We start from the raw sequence: 17,966 nt of genomic DNA, 5'->3' as shown, positions 1-17,966 counted from the left end.
GGTTAACTGGGTGAAGTGACGACACTCACCCAGTTGCCCGCCGACTACGTCCAGAACCCACACGAAGTGCACGACATGTTGCGTGCCGAAGGCCCCGTGCAGGAAGTCCACCTGCCGCGCGGGCTCAAGGTCTGGCTCGTGACTCGTTACGAAGAGGCCAAGGTCGCGCTCACCGACCCGCGGATAAGCAAGGACATGCAGGCTGGAGGACACCTCTTCGAGCTGCACGCGCCCAAGGAGGCGGACCGCCGGCAGTTCGACGCCGGCCTCGCGGTGCACATGCTCAACATGGACCCGCCGAACCACACCCGCCTGCGCAAGCTCGTGAACAAGGCGTTCACCGCGCGGCGGATCGAGCTGATGCGCCCGCGCGTGGAGGAGATCGCCGCCGAGCTCATCGCCAAGCTGAACGACGGCGACGAGGTCGACCTGCTGGAGGCGTTCGCGTTCCCGCTGCCGATCACGGTGATCTGCGAGCTGCTCGGCATCCCGATCGACAACCGCGACGAGTTCCGCGAGTGGTCGAACACGCTGCTGTCCTTCGGCACGCAGGAACAGATCGCCGAGGCGTCCGGGAAGATGGCGCAGTTCCTGATCGCGCACGTCGACCGCGTCGCGAACGAGAAGCCGGACGACACGTTCTTCTCCGCCCTCGTGCACGCGGACGAGTCGGGGGACCGGCTCAACCACGCCGAACTGGTGTCGATGGCGTTCCTTCTGCTCGTGGCAGGCCACGAGACGACGGTGAACCTCATCGGCAACGCCGTGCTCGCGCTGCTGCACAACCCGGACCAGCTGCAGATCCTCAAGGACCGTCCCGAGCTGATCCCGGCGAGCGCGGAGGAGTTCCTGCGGCTGGAGGGGCCGGTGAACATCGCGACGTTCCGCTACACCACCGAGCCGGTGGAGCTGGGCGGCGTCACGATTCCCGCCGACGAGTTCGTGATGGTGTCGCTGATCGCGGCGAACCGGGACCCGGAGAAGTACGAGAACCCCGACCGACTCGACGTCACCCGCAACGCGGGTGGGCACGTCGCGTTCGGTCACGGCATCCACTTCTGCCTGGGCGCGCCGCTGGCCCGGCTGGAGTTCGACGTGGCGTTGACGCACCTGCTGGCGCGGTTCCCGAACCTGCAGCTCGCCGCCGAGCCGGAGACGCTGGTGTGGCGTGACAGCACGTTGATCCGTGGTCTGCACACGCTTCCTGTGCGTCTCGCTTAATGTTCGGCGCGTGGACGACCTGCTGAAGCTCGACCAGGCGCACGTCTGGCACCCGTACGGCCCGATGCCGGGCACCCAGGAGCCGTTGCTCGTCAAGGAGGCTTCGGGTGTCCGGCTCACCCTCGGGGACGGCAGGGAGCTGATCGACGGCATGTCGTCCTGGTGGGCCGCGATCCACGGCTACCGGCACCCGGTGCTCGACGCCGCCGTCACGGACCAGCTCGGCCGGATGAGCCACGTGATGTTCGGCGGGCTCACGCACGAGCCCGCCATCAAGCTCGCGACGAAGCTCGTCGAGATCTCACCCGAACCGTTGCAGCACGTGTTCCTGTGCGACTCCGGGTCGGTGTCGGTCGAGGTCGCGGTGAAGATGTGCCTGCAGTACTGGCGTTCGCAGAACCGGCAGGAGAAGCGCCGGTTGATGACGTGGCGCGGTGGCTACCACGGCGACACGTTCAACCCGATGTCCGTCTGCGATCCCGAGGGCGGCATGCATTCGCTGTGGCGTGGAATCCTGCCGCAGCAGGTGTTCGCGGACGCACCTCCCGCCGAGATGGACACCGCGTACGTCCAGCACCTCTCCGACCTGGTCGAACAGCACGCCGGCGAACTGGCCGCGATCATCGTCGAGCCGGTCGTGCAGGGTGCCGGCGGCATGCGCTTCCACGACCCGCGCTACCTGCACGTGCTGCGTGAGCTCGCGTACACCCACGACGTGCTGCTGGTGTTCGACGAGATCGCCACGGGCTTCGGGCGCACGGGGGAGCTGTTCGCCGCCGATCACGCGAACGTCAGCCCGGACGTCATGTGCCTCGGCAAGTCACTGACCGGTGGATATCTGACGATGGCCGCCACCCTGTGCACGTCACGGGTGGCGGACGGGATCAGCAAGGGCGAGGTGCCGGTCCTCGCGCACGGGCCGACGTTCATGGGCAACCCGCTCGCGTCGGCGGTGTCGCTCGCTTCGATCGACCTGCTGCTGTCCCAGGACTGGAAGCGTGAGGTCGCACGCATCGAGCACGGCCTGAAAGCCGGCCTCGCGCCCGCACGTGCGTTGCCCGGCGTGAAGGACGTCCGCGTGCTGGGCGCTATCGGCGTCGTGCAGCTCGATCAGCCCGTGGACATGGCACGAGCCACCAAAGCGGCGGTGGACGCGGGTGTGTGGCTGCGGCCGTTCCGCGACCTGATCTACACGATGCCGCCGTTCGTCTCGACCGATCAGGACATCCGGCAGATTGCGGCTGCGGTGGTCGCTGCGGCTCGCTAGCGTGCCGGGCATGGGGAAAATCACGGCAGTCGTCTGCGCTGCCATTCTGGGGGTGACCGGCCTCGCCGCACCGGCGCAGGCCGCGGACCAGCTCCGGGACTCCGTCATGTGGGGTTCTGGCACCACGTGGACGAAGCTGAGCTGGCGAGGCAACCCCAAGCTGTGCTTCGACGCGGCGCTGGAGGAGATCGACCGCGACGGCGGCAAGGTCCAGTTGTGGACCTGCGGGATGGGTGGCGCCGAGCAGTACTGGCTGGTTCAACCGCACCCGTTGGGGGGCGGCTTCCAGGTCATCAACCAGATGAACGGCAAGTGCCTCGACGCGGCGCTGGAGGACATTGATCTCGAGGTCACGCGGCTGCAGCTGTGGCAGTGCACCGGCGGCATCGAGCAGAAGTGGACCGGCGGCCCGCACTCTGGACAGCTGATGTTGGTCAACGAGGCCAAGCCGCGCTCGAGCTTCGGAGTTCCCGGCCTGTACGACGGCGCGCGGCTCGACCTCTACAGCTATTAGTGGCTGATCGCGGCTGACAGCTGCGTGTCGGTCGGTTCGACCAGGACATCCCCGTTCGGCAGCACCAGGACGGGGATGTTCTTGCGTCCGGAGAGCTCGATCGCCTTGTCCCGCGCCTCGTCGTCGTTCTCGACGTCGACGTAGGTGAACGGCACGTTGTTGCGGGTCAGCCACGACTTGGCCCGGCGGCAGTCACCACACCATTCGGCGCCGTACATCACGATCGGTTGCTCACTCATGCTGTCACGGTAGGTCACGTCCTAAGGTGAGTGCCTGTGAGCGTGCTGGTGATCACCGGAACCGGGACAGAGGTCGGCAAGACCGCCGTCACCGCGGGCATCGCGGCGCTGGCCAGGGCAGAAGGCAGACGGGTCGCGGTGCTGAAGCCCGCCCAGACCGGCCTGCTGCCCGGCGAGCCCGGCGATGTGGCGGAGGTGGCGCGGCTGGCGGGTGACGTGACCACCCGTGAGCTGGCCAGATACCCCGATCCACTGGCGCCCGCCACCGCGGCGAGACGGGCGGGGATGGCCACTATCCACCCCGCGGACGTCGCCGCCGCCGTGACGGACCTCGACGCGACGCACGACCTGGTGCTGGTCGAGGGCGCGGGCGGGCTGCTGGTCAGGTTCGACGAGAGCGGGTCGACGCTGGCCGACATCGCGTGGGCGGTGAACGCGCCCGTGCTGATCGTGGCGCAGGCCGGGCTGGGGACCCTCAACTCCACGGCTCTCACCGCGGAGGCGCTGCAGCGGCGTGGCCTCGAGTCGATCGGTGTCGTGGTCGGCAGCTGGCCGTTGCACCCGGACCTCGCGGCGCTGACGAACCTGGCGGATCTGCCGGACGCGGCGGGTGCCCCGCTGCTCGGCGCGCTGCCGCAGGGTGTGACGAAGCTCGGTTCTGTGGATTTCCTGGCGGTCGCCAAGAGATCGTTTTCACCGTGGTTCGGCGGGGAGTTCGACCCGGAGACGTTCGCGGCTCAGTTCGCGGTCCAGTGACCTACGTCGCTCCACGATGAAGGATTCAGTGAGGCAGACTGCTCGCCAGGCCACAGGAGGAGGAGACACCGTGACCGCAGCTCCGGAACGGATCGACGTGCTCGACGAGGCTCGTGAGCAGGTGCTCGAACGAGGCGTAGGACTGTCCGAGGCGCAGGTCCTGCAGGTGCTCGAGCTGCCTGACGACCGCATCCCCGAGCTTCTGGCGCTGGCGCACGAGGTGCGTGAGCGCTGGTGCGGCCCCGAGGTCGAGGTCGAGGGCATCGTCTCGCTGAAGACCGGCGGCTGCCCGGAGGACTGCCACTTCTGCTCGCAGTCCGGCCAGTTCCCGTCGCCCGTGCGGTCGGCGTGGCTGGACATCCCCGGTCTCGTGCGCGCGGCACGGCAGACGCGGGAGACCGGCGCGACCGAGTTCTGCATCGTCGCGGCCGTGCGCGGACCGGACAAGCGGCTGCTCTCGCAGGTGCGTGACGGCATCAAGGCCATCCGCGAGGACGGCAACGACATCCAGATCGCCTGCTCACTCGGCATGCTCACGCAGGAGCAGGTCGACGAGCTCGTGGCGATGGGCGTGCACCGCTACAACCACAACCTCGAGACCGCCCGCTCGCACTTCCCGAACGTCGTCACCACACACTCCTGGGAGGAGCGCTGGGACACGCTGAGGATGATCCGCGACGCCGGCATGGAGGTCTGCTGCGGCGGCATCATCGGCATGGGCGAGACGCTGGCGCAGCGCGCGGAGTTCGCCGTGCAGCTGGCCGAGCTGGAGCCGGACGAGGTGCCGCTCAACTTCCTCATCCCGAACCCCGGCACGCCGTACGAGAACTACCCGGTCGTCGAGGGTGCCGAGGCACTGCGGACGGTCGGCGCGTTCCGGCTGGCCCTGCCGCGCACGATCCTGCGTTTCGCGGGTGGCCGTGAGCTGACGTTCGGCGACCTGGGCGCGAAGCAGGGCATGCTCGGCGGCATCAACGCGATCATCGTCGGCAACTACCTGACGAACCTCGGCCGCCCGGCGCAGCAGGACCTCGACATGCTCGAGGAGCTGTCGATGCCGATCAAGGCGCTGAGCCAGACCCTGTGAACCCCGTGATGACGTACTGCTCTTTCTGCGGCAAAGAGGAAGCTGACGGCGACCACGCGTTCTGCCGTCAGCGGCTGTCGATGATCGACCCGCCGCGGTACTGCTCGGAGTGCGCGCGCCGGATGGTCGTCCAGGTGACCCCGGACGGCTGGACGGCGCGCTGCAGCCGCCACGGAGAGATCACTTCTGCTCGGTAGTAACCTCTCGCGAATGGACGAGAAAGCAGCCCCGGTCCGCATCGAACCCGTGCCGGAGCCGCCGTACGTCTACCACTACATCCGGCCGCGGCCGAAGGTCGTGGTGAAGCGGGATCTGCTGCCGGGTCTGGTGGTGCTGCTGACGACGTTCGCGTTCGGGCTGCCCGCCGGGTACCTGTGGTCGTGGCTCGCCCCGCCGCAGCTCAAGATCGTCTCGCCGCAGGACAACAAGTTCTACCCGATCGGGGTGGAGAGCTACCACCGGCTCGACGCGCTGATGGTGTTCGTGCTGATCGGTCTCGGCGCGGGCGCGATCACCGGCATCGCGGTGTGGCTGCTGCGGCAGCGGCGCGGGCCGGTCGTGATGCTGGGCATGACGGCGGGCTCGTTCGCGGCGGCGTGGTTCGCGCAGTACCTGGGCGGCAACCTGGCCGCGGGCGCGTACCCGATGCCGTCGACGATCAAGCCGAACGACACCCTGCTGGTGGCGCCGGCTCTGGAGACGTGGTGGGGAATTCTGGCGTGGCCCTTGGCGGCCGCGCTGGCCTACGGGTGCTGCGCGGCGTGGAACGGCCTGGACGACCTGGGGCGGCGCCTCGGCTAAAGACGAGGCACCGCCCTGTGACATTCCTAGAAGCGTGAGCGCGTCAGCCGACTCTGTAGGCGAAGTCCGGCATGTCGGTCACGAACATCTGACCCGGCGCGTGCGTGATCGCGAACGGCGGCTTCGACTTCATCAGCACCGCCTGCGGAGTCACGCCGCACGCCCAGAACACCGGCACGTCACCGGGTTCCGGCGTGACGGCGTCGCCGAAGTCGGGCCGGTGGATGTCGTCGATCCCCAGCATCCGCGGATCTCCCGCGCCGACCGGAGCCCCGTGCACGGACGGCATCAGCGCCGTCACCTTGTGGGCGATGTCCACAAGGGACTCCGGAATCCAGCGCATCGACACGACCATCGGCCCGTGGAGCCTTCCCGCCGGCCTGCACTGGATGTCCGTGACGAACATCGAGACGTTCTTGTGCTGATCCACGTGCCGCAGCGGCACTCCCGCGCTTTCGAGCGCGGTCTCGAACGTGAAGCTGCAGCCGATGAGGAACGTCACCAGGTCGTCGCGCCAGTACTCGGTCGCGTTCTCGGGTTCCGCCACGAGCTCGCCGTGCTCCCAGATCCGGTAGCGCGGTGCGTGGGTGCGGACGTCCGCGTCCTGCTTGAGCGCGCTGACCGTCTCGCCCGCGTCCAGGACGTCGAGCACCGGGCACGGTTTGGGGTTGCGGTGGGTGAAGAGGAGGAAGTCGTACGCCCAGTCCCTGGGGATGGCGATCAGGTTGGCCTGCGCCTGTCCCGGTGCCTTGCCCGCTGTCGTCATTCCAGCTCCTTGTTCACCGTCTCCGGCAGCCAGAGCAGCGCGATGACCGCGATCCCGTACGCCGCCGCACCGAACAGCATCGCACCGCCGATGCCCATCTTGTCGGCCATGAACCCGACGACGCCGGGGAACACCGCGCCGAACGCACGCCCGAGGTTGTACGTGAAGCCCTGCCCGGTGCCCCGCAGTGCCGTGGGGTAGAGCTCGGACAGGTAGCTGCCGAACCCGCTGAAGATCGCGCTCATGCAGAACCCGAGCGGGAAGCCGAGGAACATCACCAACGTGTTGGCACCGTTGGGAATCTGCGTGTACGCCACGATCAGCAGCGCGCTCGCGACCGCGAACAGCGTGAACGTCTTCTTGCGCCCCAGGTAGTCCGTGAGATAGCCACCGCTGACGTACCCGATCCACGCGCCGCTGATGAGGAACGCGAGGTACCCGCCGGTGCCGATGATCGTCAGCCCGCGCCCGGTCTGCAGGAACAGCGGCAGCCACTGCGCGAGCGTGTAGTAGCCGCCCTGGACACCGGTGGCGAGCAGCGCCGCGAACAGCGTCGTCTTGAGGATCGGGCCCTGGAAGATCTTCGGGAACGTGCCCCTCTGGTTCGTCTGCGCCTTGGCCTCGGGCGCGTCGTCGACGTTGCGGCGCACGTAGAAGATGAGGATCGCGGGCAGCGCGCCCGTCCAGAACATGATCCGCCACGACCACGCCGGGTCGGCCAGCGAGGCGACCAGCGTGTTGACGATGACGGCGAGACCCCACCCGACCGCCCACGCGCTCTGGATGAACGCCACCGTGCGGCCGCGGTACTTCGGCTTGCAGTACTCGGCCACGAGGATCGCCCCGGCCGCCCACTCACCGCCGAACCCGAGTCCCTGCAGGGCGCGGAAGACCAGCAGCGTCTCGTAGTTCGTCGCGAAACCGCACAGCACGGTGAAGAACGCGTACGCCGCGACCGTGATGATCAGCGTTTTGGAACGGCCGAACCGGTCGGCCATGACGCCCGCCACCGCGCCGCCGATGGCGCTCATCAGCAGGGTGGACGTGCCGAGCAGGCCCGCCTCCGCCTTGGTGAGGCCGAAGTAGCCGGTGATCGCGACCAGGCTCAGCGGCAGGACCCAGTAGTCGTACGAGTCCAGCCCGTAGCCGCCGAACGCGCCGATGAAGGCGCGCCTGCCCTTCTGGCCGAGACTGCGGAACCAGGCGAAACGGCCTGTGTCCTCGGTCGTGGTCGTGCTCATGGGACACCTCGCAGCGTGGTGGAGGAGTACTTGGGTGTGATGTGGGACTCAGAGTAAGGATTGTTCAACAATCCCACAAGGCCACAATTCAACGATCCGACGATCGTCGCTCCGGGCTGGTCTTGATGGACCTGGGGCGAACGCGGCTCAACAATCCGTCCGGCTGCAGGCGTTCGGAAAGCATGGACCGAAGGGGAACCACGATGATCACCTCGGTGGACGGCACCACCATCGGTTGCCGGACCACGGGCAGAGGCCCTGGTGTGCTCGTCATCCCCGGCCCGATGGAGGGCGCAGGCGACTTCCGGGAGCTGGCGGAAGCGCTCGCGAACGACTTCACCGTCCACGTCCTCGACCGCCGGGGCCGCGGTGAGAGCGGGCCGCACCGGGCGGGCCACGGTCTTCGCACCGAGGTCGAGGACGTCAGGGCCGTCCTGGACGCCACCGGTGCCCAGCGGTTGCTCGGCGTCAGCTCCGGTGCGGTGATCGCGCTGGAAGCGGCCCTGCGGTTGCCCGGCATCACCCACGTCGTCGCCTACGAGCCGCCGATCGACCTGGCGAAGCACAGGGGCGGGGTGCTCGCACGGTTCGAGCAGGAGGTGGAGGCGGGACGGCATCCCGAGGCGGTGGTCACGATCACCAAGGGGCTCGGGTTCGGGCCGCTCTGGCTGCGGGTCATGCTGCGGCTGGCGCCGCGCTGGGTCCTCGTCAGGGCGGTCCGCAAGATGGTGGCAGAGGAGGGGAAGGACCTTTTGGAGGGTCTGCCGACCGTGCGCCACGACCTCCGAATCGTGGAGGAGGGCAGCGCGAACCTCACGCGCTTCGGGGCGTTGCGCGGCCACGTGCTGCTGATCGGCGGCACCCGGTCGCCGAGCTACCTCACGGGCGGCCTGTACGCGCTCGCCGATCTGCTGCCGCACGCCGAGAAGATCCTCGTCGACCGAGCGCATCACTTCAGCGCGGCTGAGAGCCCCCGGCTGCTCGTTCCCGCGCTCGAAGGCTTCCTCGGCGCCTAGTTCGGGTTCGGCACGTGCCCGAACTCGGTGAGCGGTACTGGAACCGCCTTCAACGCGCTCAGAATCCCGGTCTCCCGGTGCAGCATCCGCCGGACCAGCCGCAGGCGCCGCGCCGGCGACCGTTCCTCCAGCAACCGCTGCCGATCCTCCACCGGCAGCAGGCAGTCCGCCGCCAGCAGGTACGAGAGCGCGCCCAGGTCGACGTCCTCCGCGGGCGAGGACCAGTCCTCGCGGTGCCAGGCGGCCCCGCAGTACCGCTCGTGGGCCGCGCGGGCCCCGCGTTCCAGGATCGGCACGACCTCCAGCGCCGCCTCGGGCACGGGGGCGTCGTCCAGGTAGTCGACGTGGGCGAGCAGGTAGGGCGCGGTCGTCGAGTCGACGTCGAGCAGGCGGAAGCGCTTCACGCCGCGCGTGACGATGTCGAACCGGCCCTCCGGCAGCGGCCGGGCGTCCAGCAGGTCGGCCGAGCAGCCGATGTCCTGCAGGGAGCGCACGTTGTCGGCGCCCACCTCCCAGCCCTCCTTGATGCACACGACACCGAACGTGCGGCCGAACAGCGAGCCCGTCATCAGGTCGACGACGAGCTGGCGGTAGCGCGGCTCGAAGATGTGCAGCGGCAAAGACGCCCCCGGCAACAGCACCGTGCCCAGGGGGAAGAGCGGAAGCGTCTCGGCCACGCGTCCACGTTACGGGGTGCCACGCCCGCCCGCCGGACGGCCGGATCCGGGCGGCCTCAGCACGGCGAACGGGTCGGTCACCTTGATTCCCTTGGCGCTGAACCGGAAGAGGGCGGCGGGGCGGCCTCCGGACGGGCCGGGGGGAGCGGTGCCACCTGTCGGTTCCAGCAGCATCCGGCGTGACAGGACCCGCTGGAGGTTCGTCGCGGACACCCGGTAGCCCAGTGCGGCGGAATAGTGGTCGCGCAGCAGGGAGATGGTGAACTCCGGTGGTGCCAAGGCGAAGCCGAGGTTCGTGTACGACAGCTTCGCGGCGAGCCGGTGCCGTGCTCGATGCACGATCGCGGCGTGGTCGAACGCCATCAGGGGGAGCGTGTCCACGCAGTGCCACTCGGTGTCCGCCGGAACCTCCGGATCGACGTCCGAGGGGACCAGTCCGAGGAACGCCGTCGCGACGACGCGGGGCGCCGGCACGCGGTCCGGGGCGCTGAAGACCGCGAGCTGCTCGACGTGTGACAGTTGTCGCACATCGACTTTTTCGGCCAGCTGACGGCGGATGGAGGTCTCCACGTCCTCGTCCGCCCGCAGGCCGCCACCCGGCAGCGACCAGCGGTGAGCGTGCGGCTCCCGTGCGCGCTCCCACAGCATGACCTGGAGTGACGCACCTCTCACCCGCAGCACAGCTGCCAGAACTTCGTGTCCCACGCCCGCCACTCGGCTGATACTATCGGCCACGTTTTCGACCAGTAGGCGAAAACCCTGGACCGAGGAGGCAGTCATGGTCGCTACCGCAACTGTGGAGCGAACCGCGTCAGGTGTGTTCGGTGGCGTCGAGCCGGACGCCGCGTGGCGCGACGAGGTGTTGCGGCTCGCGAAGGAACGTGACGCCGTCATCCTGGCGCACAACTACCAGCTGCCCGAGATCCAGGACATCGCCCACCACACCGGCGACTCGCTGGCACTTTCCCGCATCGCGGCCAAGTCCGACGCGCAGACCATCATCTTCTGCGGCGTCCACTTCATGGCCGAGACGGCGAAGATCCTGGCGCCCGGGAAGACCGTGCTCATCCCGGACGAACGCGCGGGCTGCTCGCTCGCCGACTCCATCACCGGCGCGCAGCTGCGCGAGTGGAAGGCGCAGCACCCCGGCGCGGTCGTCGTGTCCTATGTGAACACCACGGCCGAGGTGAAGGCGGAGACGGACATCTGCTGCACGTCGTCCAACGCCGTCGACGTGGTGCGCTCGATCCCGGCCGACCGCGAGGTGCTGTTCTGCCCGGACCAGTTCCTGGGCGCGCACGTCAAGCGTGAGACCGGCCGCGAGAACCTGCACATCTGGGCGGGCGAGTGCCACGTCCACGCCGGCATCAACGGTCCCGAGCTGGCCGAGCGCGCCGCCGCGAACCCCGACGCCGACCTGTTCATCCACCCGGAGTGCGGCTGCGCGACGTCGGCGCTGTACCTGTCGGGCGAGGGCATCGTGCCGTCGGAGAAGGTCAAGATCCTCTCGACCGGCGACATGATCACCGCCGCGCGGTCGACGAACGCCCGCAAGGTGCTCGTCGCGACCGAGGTCGGCATGCTGCACCAGCTGCGCAAGGCGGCCCCCGAGATCGACTTCCGCGCCGTCAACGACCGCGCGTCCTGCACGTACATGAAGATGATCACTCCGGCCGCGCTGCTGCGTTGCGTGCGCGACGGGCTGGACGAGGTGCACGTGGACCTGGAGACCGCTCGTCGTGCCCAGGGCGCGGTGCAGCGGATGATCGAGATCGGCAAGCCCGGCGGCGGTGAGTGATGGCCGCGCGCTGGGAGGCGCGGGCCGACCTGATCGTGGCCGGCACGGGCGTGGCGGGCCTGACCGCCGCGCTGCGTGCCCGTGAGCTGGGGTTGCGGGTCCTCGTCGTCACGAAGGCGGCGGGCGACGACGGCAACACCCGCTGGGCCCAGGGCGGCGTCGCGGTGGTCATGCAGGACCAGCACGATCCCGGCGACTCGGTCGCGCGGCACATCGAGGACACGCTGACGGCGGGCGCGGGCCTCTGCGACGAGGCCGCTGTCTCGGCGATCATCTCGGACGGGCCGGCGGCGGTGGCCCGGCTGCGGGAACGCGGTGCGGTGTTCGACGCCAAGCCCGACGGCCTGCTGGAGCGGACCCGCGAAGGCGGCCACAGCGCGTTCCGCGTCGTGCACGCCGGCGGTGACGCGACCGGCGCCGAGGTCGAACGCGCGCTGCTCAAGGCCACTGTGGACGGACGAGTTCCCCTGCTGGAGAACCACGTCGCGGTCGACACGGTGAAGACGCCGTTGGGTGCTGTGGGCGGACTGCTGGTGCTCGACGGCAACGGCGTGCCCGGTGTCCTGACCGCGCCGGCCGTGCTGCTGGCGACCGGGGGCATCGGCCAGATGTACCAGGCGACCTCGAACCCTTCTGTCGCAACGGGTGACGGCCTCGCCCTCGCGTTGCGCGCCGGTGCCCTGGCTGCGGACGTCGAGTTCATCCAGTTCCACCCGACCGTGCTGTACACGGGCCGCGGCGCACGTGGCCGCTGCCCGCTCGTCACCGAAGCCGTGCGCGGCGAGGGTGCCGTGCTGGTCGACGCGACCGGCGCCCGCGTGATGAAGGGCGTGCACCCGCTGGAGGACCTGGCCCCGCGCGACGTCGTGGCGGCCGCGATCACCCGGCACATGGCTCAGGGGCCCGGTGGCGTCGACGACCACGTCTTCCTGGACGCGACGTCGTTGCACGACATGGCTTCCCGCTTCCCGACCGTCTACGCGGCCTGCGTGTCCGTGGGCGTCGACCCGGCGGTGGACCCGATTCCCGTCGCTCCCGCGGCCCACTTCGCCTGCGGTGGCGTGGTTTCGTCCGTCGACGGCCGCACGGGCGTCACCGGTCTGTACGCCGTCGGCGAGGTAGCTCGCACGGGCCTGCACGGCGCGAACCGCCTGGCGTCCAACAGCCTGCTCGAAGGCCTGGTCTGCGGGACGCGCGCCGCCGAGGCCGTGGCGTCCGACCTGGCGCTGGGTCTGATCGCACCGGCTCGTACGTCCGACGTCTCCCTGCCCACGGCCCCGGTCGCCGACCGCGACCTGCTCCAGCGCGTGATGTCGCGCTACGCCGCGATCGGCCGCGACGCCGAGGGCCTGGCCGTCGTCGGCTCGGTGCTCGATGTGTCCACTGTGGACAAGCAGCTGGAGTCGCGCGAACTGGTCGAGGACGCGGCACTGACCCTGGCCGCCCGCGCCCTGATCGCCGCCGCCGCCGAACGCACCGAGTCGCGCGGCTGCCACGTCCGCACCGACCACGTCGAGCGTTCCGGCTCGTGGCAACGCAGCCAGCTCGTCCGGCTCACCCCGACCGGTCAGCCCGTGCTGGCCGATCCTGTTCTGGCGGAGGGTGTCGCATGACCATCGACTGGGACGACGCGAACCGGGTCATCCAGCTCGCCCTGGAAGAGGACCTCCGCTACGGCCTGGACGCCACCACCCTGGCGACCGTGCCGGAGAAGGCGGTGGCGACCGCCGCGATCACGCCTCGTTCCGGCGGCGTGCTGTGCGGCGTTTCCATTGCACGCGCGGCCTTCCAGCGCTACCTGCCCGAGGTCGAGGTGCTGTCCGAGGCCGCCGACGGCGACAAGGCGGTACCCGGCGAGCCCGCGCTGGTGCTGACCGGCCCGACCCGAGGCCTGCTCACCGTCGAACGCACCGCGCTCAACCTGATCTGCCACCTGTCCGGCATCGCCACTCAGACGGCGCGCTGGGTCGATGCCGTCGAGGGCACCGGTGCCTTCGTCCGCGACTCCCGCAAGACGCTGCCGGGCTTGCGTTTGCTGCAGAAGTACGCCGTCCGCTGCGGCGGCGGCGTGAACCACCGAATGGGCCTCGGCGACGCGATCCTGATCAAGGACAACCACGTCGCCGCGGCGGGTTCGGTGGGCGCCGCGATCCGAGCCGCCCGTGCGCACGCGCCGGAGCTGCTGATGGAGGTCGAGGTCGACAGCCTGGAGCAGCTCGACGAGGCGATCGCCGAGGGTGCGGAACTGGTGCTGCTGGACAACTTCACGCCGGAGCAGTGCGCCGAGGCGGTTGCCAGGAGGCCGGAGAACGTGAAGCTGGAGGCGTCCGGCGGGCTGACGCTGGACGTGGCCCGCCGGTATGCCGAGACCGGGGTGGACTACCTCGCGGTCGGTGGCCTCACGCACTCCAGCCCGTCACTCGACCTCGGCCTGGACCTTCGCTAGCGGCTGGTACCGCTCCACGCTGACGTGCTGGACGCCGGGAAAGTTCTGCACCCGGCGCCAGTCCGCGGTGCGTGAGCCCACACCGTTGCCGCCCGACACGGCGTCTACGTGATCCTGCGCGCTGACCCATTCCGCGTAGTTGATGACGCGCTTGCCGTCGTCACGGATGTGAAAGGCGGCGGTGATGCCGCCGGGATGCGGGTTCGGCTCGCTGGCCAGCGCCACGAACACCGAGTCGACCCACGCCCGTGCGGTGGCCTCGTCCTCGGTGTCGACCGTGACGAGCACGACGCAACCGACCTGGCGTCCGCGGCTCGGGTAGCTGCGGCGGTACAGCCGGTAGCCGTCGAGGTCGGTGCGGCTGCGGACGAACTGGGGCAGGACGGGAAGAGTCATGCCCCAGATCCTGTGATCTCGACCTAGCTGGAGGTCAAGCTCACTCGAACGAACAACCCGGATTCGGCTCGTCGCGCGACAGCGGTGTGCCGGCCGGGTTCACGTACAGCACCTGCAACACCATCGGCTCGGTGCCGAGGTTGCGCCCGATGTGCACGTGATGGGGCTCCTCGATCACCGTGTCACCGCGGTGGTGCACGAACGAGGTGGTGCAGTCGGACATGGTCCGCGTCAGCACGCCCTTCGTGACGACGGCGTACAGAGTGCCGTCGTGGTGGTGCCAGCCGGTGCTGCCACCGGCGGCGACGGTGATCTCGCGGATGACGTAGTCGTTGCCTGCGGCCGACCACTTGGCGATCTCGCGCGCCGTCACCCCGCGCGAAGGCGTGGCCGAGGCGACGCCGGACAACAACAGCAAAGCGGCCACCACGGCCGAAACGATGCGCATGAGATCAACGTAGCCGTCGGTTCGCCAGCACCGGCAGTACCGAGCGTGCTTGTCCCGTTGCGCCCGGATCAATTTCCGCGACCGCGACCTCCGGCTTGTCGGACAGCTGCAGAGCCACGTTGCCGAACGGGTCCGCGACCGTGGAGTAGCCGATCCCGGTCGGCGCGGACGAGCCCAGGTCGCCGGGGTAGGCCTGCCCGCACGCCACCACCCAGGACGTGCAGTCCAGGGCACGCGCGCGCACCAGCAGTTCCCACTGCTCCTTCTTGCCCGGCCCTGCACCCCACGACGCCCCGACGAGCACCGCCGACGCGCCCTTGTCCGCCAGCGCGCGGAACAGTTCTGGGAAGCGGATGTCGTAGCAGGTGGCGACGCCCAATGTGACGCCGTCCAGTTCGAAGACGACGGGTGACGAACCGGGGGCGACCGTGCGCGACTCCTGGAACCCGAACGCGTCGAACAGGTGGATCTTGTCGTAGCCGAGGTGGATGTCGGGCCCGGTCACCAGCATCGTGTTCGTCACGCGGTCGCCGGACGGCGTGAACATGCCCGCCACCACCACGACGCCGTGCGAAGCGGCGATCTCGTGCACCGCGGAAGCCCACGGACCGTCCAGCGGCTCCGCGACGGGACCGAGCGGCACTCCGAAGCGGCACATCGTCGCCTCGGGCAGCAGGACGACCCGCGCGCCGTCGGCCCGGCGCACCGCGTCGCGGACGAGCTCCAGGTTGGACCGGGGGTCCGTCGTCGAGCTGATCTGGCTCACAGCGATGCGCATGAGGATCACTGTAGGGTCCGGAACCGTGCGTTTCCCACTGCTTCTCGTCGTGTTGCTGGCCGTCGCGGGCTGCACCGAGACCGCGCCGCCCCGCCCGGACGGTGGCTCGAACGGCACGTCGATCGTGCTCGCCGACCGCGACGAGCCGGCCACGCTGAACCCGTTGCTCGGCTACGGCGCGCAGGGCGTGTCGAAGATCTACGACGGGCTCGTCGAGCACCGCCAGGACGGGTCGCTCAAGCCGCAGCTCGCCGCCGACCTGCCGGAACCGGCCGCGGACGGGCTGAGCTGGACGGTGAAACTGCGCGGTGACGTGAAGTTCACCGACGGCAGCGTGTTCGGCGCCGAGGACGTCGTCGCCACCTACACCGCGGCGCTGCAGAACCCGGTCAAGGACAGGTTCAGCACGCTCAAGAGCGTCGAGCAGGTCACCCCCTCCTCGGTCCGCTTCACCCTCAACCAGCAGCACGCCGCCTTCCCGCACCTGCTGGTGCTGGGCATCCTCCCGAGCGAGCAGGCCAACCCGAACGGCCGGCCCGTCGGCACCGGCCCGTACAAGGTCACCGAGTGGAAGAAGGGCGACCGGCTGCTGCTGGACGCCAACGAGAGCTACTTCGACGGTGCACCCAAGATCAAGAAGCTGACCGTCGTGTTCGTCACCGACGACAACCAGCGCGCCCGCCGCATGCAGGACGGCGAGTTCGACGGCACCGTCCTGCCGCCCAAGATCGCGGGGCAGTTCTCCGGCAGGTCCGGGCTGCTCGTCCAGTACCACCGCAGCTCCGACTACCGCGCCGTGCGGCTGCCCGCGGCGAACCCGGTGACCGGCAACGCCGGCATCCGCCTCGCGCTCAACTACGCCGCGAACCGCCAGGGCATGATCGACAGCCTCCTCGACGGCAAGGGCACGATCGCCTACACGCCGGTGCCGGACGCGCTGGCGGAGGAGTTCGACCCGACCGCCAAGTTCCGCTTCGACAAGACCGAGGCCGCCCGGCAGCTCGACGCGGCGGGCTGGGTCGCCGGCGCGGACGGAATCCGCGTCAGGGAAGGTGTGCCCGCCCGGTTCACGCTGATGTACCCGCTCGGCGACGACCTGCGCGCAGACCTCGCCACGGCGTTCGCGGCGGATGCCAAGGCCGTCGGCGTGGACGTGCAGCTCGCCGGGCTGTCGTGGGAGGCGATCCGGCCGCGCATGGGCCAGGACGCGCTGCTCTACGGCGAGGGCTCCCCGTTCGACCCGGACCTGATGCTCTACGACCTGCGCGGCCAGGGCAGCCCGGCCGCCGACGCGGCGCTGGAGAACGGTCGCAAGCTCATCGACCCGGCGCAACGGGCGGTGGCGTACAAGCTCTTCCAGCAGGCGTTCATCGCGGTGCCGTCGATGGCCGTGCTGGTCTTCCCCGAGCACGCGTACGTCATGCGCGACTCGTGGAACGGCTACCAGGCCGTGGTCGACCCGAACTCCTACGGCGCGCTCGCCTGGGGCCCGTGGTGGAACCTCGACAAGTGGGAGCCTAAGTAGTCCTGGAGTTGATCTCGCGGACGGCGCGTTCCGGGTCGTCCGCCCAGAACTCGACGCGCTTCACCCGCCGCGCGCCGGTCTTGCCGAGGTCCACGAGCTGCGGCTCGCGGAACGGCACGGACACGTTCGTCTTGGTCAGCGACTGGATGACGAGCGCGTCGCCGATCACCTCGACGCTGCGCTGCCCCTTGTGGATGCGCTCGGTGACCTGCGCGGCGCCGAGGTCCGCGGTCGGGATGCGCCAGTCGAAGAACCCCAGCTGACGAAGTCGCAGCTCGTCGTCGGTGACGGTGTGCGGCTGGCGGTGCAGCACGTAGAGAGCGCCCGCGCAGACGATGGTGTTCAGCACGCCGAGCACGATCAGCGTGATGAGCAACCACGGGATGTCCAGGGCAAATGCGACCAACGCGACCCCGACCGCCGTGATGATCAGGAACCGCCAGTACCGCGGCCTCATGCGCTTGCCGTAGGGGATCTCCACCATGTGGCGGAGCCTATTTCCGCAGCGCGCGCACCATCTCGTCGGGGCTGTCGGTCCAGAACTCGATCTTCGTCACCTCGTGCACGCCGCGCCGGCCGAGATCGATCTCCTGCGGCTCGTTCAACCGCACGGAGACGTTGGTGGAGTTGGAGATCTCCAGCACGAGCGTTCCGTCCACAACGGACCGCGTCTTGTTGAGCGACCAGCTGGTCATGCCCTGCGTGACGCTTTCGATGGCCGCCAGCGGAATCCGGTACTCGAACTCGCGCGCGTACCGCAGCCACAGGTGCTCGTCGTCGATCTCGTGCTTGAACTTGTAGAGCATCCACAGCATCCAGCCGAGCAACAATCCGCTCAGCAACCCGAACACGAGCAGCACGGCCCGCAGCCAGAACCACGGCACCAGCAGGTCGACGAGCAGGATCTCCAACGGCGTCAGCACGAGGAACACCCACAAGAACGGCCGGACTTGCGCGCTGTACCCGAACGAGCGAACCCCCATGCACCTG

At 69.3% G+C, this 17,966-nt stretch carries 22 protein-coding genes; 12 read left to right on the top strand and 10 right to left on the bottom strand.

Annotated elements, in window-relative coordinates:
- The first annotated feature begins 15 nt into the window (after positions 1 to 15).
- From C8D87_RS33415 to C8D87_RS33405, 3 genes are read left to right on the top strand one after another with little or no spacing between them, the layout of a single operon-like run.
- The gene (locus C8D87_RS33415) at positions 16 to 1,221 is read left to right on the top strand and encodes a cytochrome P450 family protein (protein WP_233439291.1); all 1,206 of its coding nucleotides are present in this window, start codon (positions 16 to 18) and stop codon (positions 1,219 to 1,221) included.
- Between the two features lie 10 nt (positions 1,222 to 1,231).
- Positions 1,232 to 2,488 carry an adenosylmethionine--8-amino-7-oxononanoate transaminase gene (locus C8D87_RS33410; protein WP_112229693.1) on the top strand — a complete coding sequence of 419 codons (1,257 nt, stop codon included), beginning with the start codon at positions 1,232 to 1,234 and terminating at the stop codon, positions 2,486 to 2,488.
- 10 nt (positions 2,489 to 2,498) lie between these two features.
- Positions 2,499 to 3,002: an RICIN domain-containing protein gene (locus tag C8D87_RS33405; protein ID WP_146771946.1), complete on the top strand. Its 504-nt coding sequence runs from the start codon at positions 2,499 to 2,501 to the stop codon at positions 3,000 to 3,002.
- On the opposite strand, the gene C8D87_RS33400 is transcribed toward C8D87_RS33405, so the two are convergent.
- On the bottom strand, positions 2,999 to 3,241 hold the full coding sequence (locus tag C8D87_RS33400; protein WP_109635100.1) for a glutaredoxin family protein: 243 nt from the start codon (positions 3,239 to 3,241) through the stop codon (positions 2,999 to 3,001). The two genes, C8D87_RS33405 and C8D87_RS33400, sit on opposite strands and share 4 nt — an antisense overlap.
- A 36-nt stretch (positions 3,242 to 3,277) precedes the next feature.
- Between C8D87_RS33400 and bioD the strand changes: the two genes are divergently transcribed.
- The 4 genes from bioD to C8D87_RS33380 all read left to right on the top strand — a co-directional run bounded on the left by bioD (position 3,278) and on the right by C8D87_RS33380 (position 5,885).
- Complete coding sequence (gene bioD, locus C8D87_RS33395) at positions 3,278 to 3,997, top strand: dethiobiotin synthase (RefSeq protein WP_109633568.1); 720 nt, start codon at positions 3,278 to 3,280, stop codon at positions 3,995 to 3,997.
- Between the two features lie 70 nt (positions 3,998 to 4,067).
- Positions 4,068 to 5,084, top strand: coding sequence for a biotin synthase BioB (gene bioB / locus C8D87_RS33390; RefSeq protein WP_112229691.1), 1,017 nt, complete (start codon positions 4,068 to 4,070; stop codon positions 5,082 to 5,084).
- Between the two features lie 8 nt (positions 5,085 to 5,092).
- Positions 5,093 to 5,281 (top strand): biotin synthase auxiliary protein BsaP, encoded by a 189-nt coding sequence (gene bsaP / locus C8D87_RS49420; RefSeq protein WP_109635097.1) that lies wholly within the window; start codon positions 5,093 to 5,095, stop codon positions 5,279 to 5,281.
- 13 nt (positions 5,282 to 5,294) lie between these two features.
- On the top strand, positions 5,295 to 5,885 hold the full coding sequence (locus C8D87_RS33380) for a DUF2567 domain-containing protein (RefSeq protein WP_109633563.1): 591 nt from the start codon (positions 5,295 to 5,297) through the stop codon (positions 5,883 to 5,885).
- A gap of 43 nt (positions 5,886 to 5,928) precedes the next feature.
- Here the strand turns inward: C8D87_RS33380 and C8D87_RS33375 are convergent, their stop codons facing one another.
- Positions 5,929 to 6,651 (bottom strand): putative hydro-lyase, encoded by a 723-nt coding sequence (locus C8D87_RS33375; protein ID WP_112229690.1) that lies wholly within the window; start codon positions 6,649 to 6,651, stop codon positions 5,929 to 5,931.
- The gene (locus tag C8D87_RS33370; protein ID WP_112229689.1) at positions 6,648 to 7,892 is read right to left on the bottom strand and encodes an MFS transporter; all 1,245 of its coding nucleotides are present in this window, start codon (positions 7,890 to 7,892) and stop codon (positions 6,648 to 6,650) included. The genes C8D87_RS33375 and C8D87_RS33370 overlap by 4 nt, the downstream gene beginning before the upstream one ends.
- Positions 7,893 to 8,095: 203 nt before the next feature.
- Here C8D87_RS33370 and C8D87_RS33365 point away from each other — a divergent pair, with 203 nt between their 5' ends.
- Positions 8,096 to 8,908 carry an alpha/beta fold hydrolase gene (locus C8D87_RS33365; RefSeq protein ID WP_170166674.1) on the top strand — a complete coding sequence of 271 codons (813 nt, stop codon included), beginning with the start codon at positions 8,096 to 8,098 and terminating at the stop codon, positions 8,906 to 8,908.
- Here the strand turns inward: C8D87_RS33365 and C8D87_RS33360 are convergent.
- Together C8D87_RS33360 and C8D87_RS33355 are read right to left on the bottom strand one after the other, a co-directional pair.
- Positions 8,905 to 9,585, bottom strand: coding sequence for an LON peptidase substrate-binding domain-containing protein (locus tag C8D87_RS33360; protein WP_109633554.1), 681 nt, complete (start codon positions 9,583 to 9,585; stop codon positions 8,905 to 8,907). The genes C8D87_RS33365 and C8D87_RS33360 overlap by 4 nt on opposite strands.
- Positions 9,586 to 9,594: 9 nt before the next feature.
- Positions 9,595 to 10,263 (bottom strand): NUDIX hydrolase, encoded by a 669-nt coding sequence (locus C8D87_RS33355; protein WP_112230053.1) that lies wholly within the window; start codon positions 10,261 to 10,263, stop codon positions 9,595 to 9,597.
- Positions 10,264 to 10,363: 100 nt separating this feature from the next.
- On the opposite strand from C8D87_RS33355, the gene nadA reads away from it, so the two are divergent.
- The 3 genes from nadA to nadC are packed head-to-tail and all read left to right on the top strand — an operon-like array spanning position 10,364 to position 13,829.
- A complete protein-coding gene (gene nadA, locus C8D87_RS33350) occupies positions 10,364 to 11,383 on the top strand; it encodes a quinolinate synthase NadA (RefSeq protein WP_112229687.1) in 1,020 nt (339 codons plus the stop codon).
- On the top strand, positions 11,383 to 12,996 hold the full coding sequence (locus tag C8D87_RS33345; protein ID WP_112229686.1) for an L-aspartate oxidase: 1,614 nt from the start codon (positions 11,383 to 11,385) through the stop codon (positions 12,994 to 12,996). The genes nadA and C8D87_RS33345 overlap by 1 nt, the downstream gene beginning before the upstream one ends.
- Complete coding sequence (nadC, locus tag C8D87_RS33340) at positions 12,993 to 13,829, top strand: carboxylating nicotinate-nucleotide diphosphorylase (protein WP_112229685.1); 837 nt, start codon at positions 12,993 to 12,995, stop codon at positions 13,827 to 13,829. Before C8D87_RS33345 ends, nadC begins: the two co-directional genes overlap by 4 nt.
- On the opposite strand, the gene C8D87_RS33335 is transcribed toward nadC, so the two are convergent.
- Genes C8D87_RS33335 through C8D87_RS33325 form a run of 3 tightly spaced genes read right to left on the bottom strand, consistent with a single transcriptional unit; the run spans position 13,800 to position 15,451 of the window.
- The gene (locus tag C8D87_RS33335) at positions 13,800 to 14,225 is read right to left on the bottom strand and encodes an antibiotic biosynthesis monooxygenase (RefSeq protein ID WP_112229684.1); all 426 of its coding nucleotides are present in this window, start codon (positions 14,223 to 14,225) and stop codon (positions 13,800 to 13,802) included. The genes nadC and C8D87_RS33335 overlap by 30 nt on opposite strands.
- A 40-nt stretch (positions 14,226 to 14,265) precedes the next feature.
- Positions 14,266 to 14,673: a cupin domain-containing protein gene (locus C8D87_RS33330; RefSeq protein WP_112229683.1), complete on the bottom strand. Its 408-nt coding sequence runs from the start codon at positions 14,671 to 14,673 to the stop codon at positions 14,266 to 14,268.
- A 4-nt stretch (positions 14,674 to 14,677) separates the two neighbouring features.
- The gene (locus C8D87_RS33325) at positions 14,678 to 15,451 is read right to left on the bottom strand and encodes a carbon-nitrogen hydrolase family protein (protein WP_112230050.1); all 774 of its coding nucleotides are present in this window, start codon (positions 15,449 to 15,451) and stop codon (positions 14,678 to 14,680) included.
- Between the two features lie 25 nt (positions 15,452 to 15,476).
- Between C8D87_RS33325 and C8D87_RS33320 the strand changes: the two genes are divergently transcribed.
- Positions 15,477 to 16,976 carry an ABC transporter substrate-binding protein gene (locus C8D87_RS33320; RefSeq protein ID WP_233442426.1) on the top strand — a complete coding sequence of 500 codons (1,500 nt, stop codon included), beginning with the start codon at positions 15,477 to 15,479 and terminating at the stop codon, positions 16,974 to 16,976.
- Here the strand turns inward: C8D87_RS33320 and C8D87_RS33315 are convergent.
- On the bottom strand, positions 16,969 to 17,460 hold the full coding sequence (locus C8D87_RS33315; RefSeq protein ID WP_109633537.1) for a hypothetical protein: 492 nt from the start codon (positions 17,458 to 17,460) through the stop codon (positions 16,969 to 16,971). The genes C8D87_RS33320 and C8D87_RS33315 overlap by 8 nt on opposite strands.
- Before the next feature lie 10 nt (positions 17,461 to 17,470).
- On the bottom strand, positions 17,471 to 17,959 hold the full coding sequence (locus tag C8D87_RS48155; protein ID WP_233442425.1) for a hypothetical protein: 489 nt from the start codon (positions 17,957 to 17,959) through the stop codon (positions 17,471 to 17,473).
- Positions 17,960 to 17,966 lie beyond the last annotated feature (7 nt).

This window comes from Lentzea atacamensis, from assembly GCF_003269295.1.
GTDB classification, from domain to species: Bacteria; Actinomycetota; Actinomycetes; order Mycobacteriales; family Pseudonocardiaceae; genus Lentzea; species Lentzea atacamensis.
The sequence above is the reverse complement of the archived record's forward strand: the minus strand, read 5'-3'. Positions and strand labels throughout refer to the sequence as shown.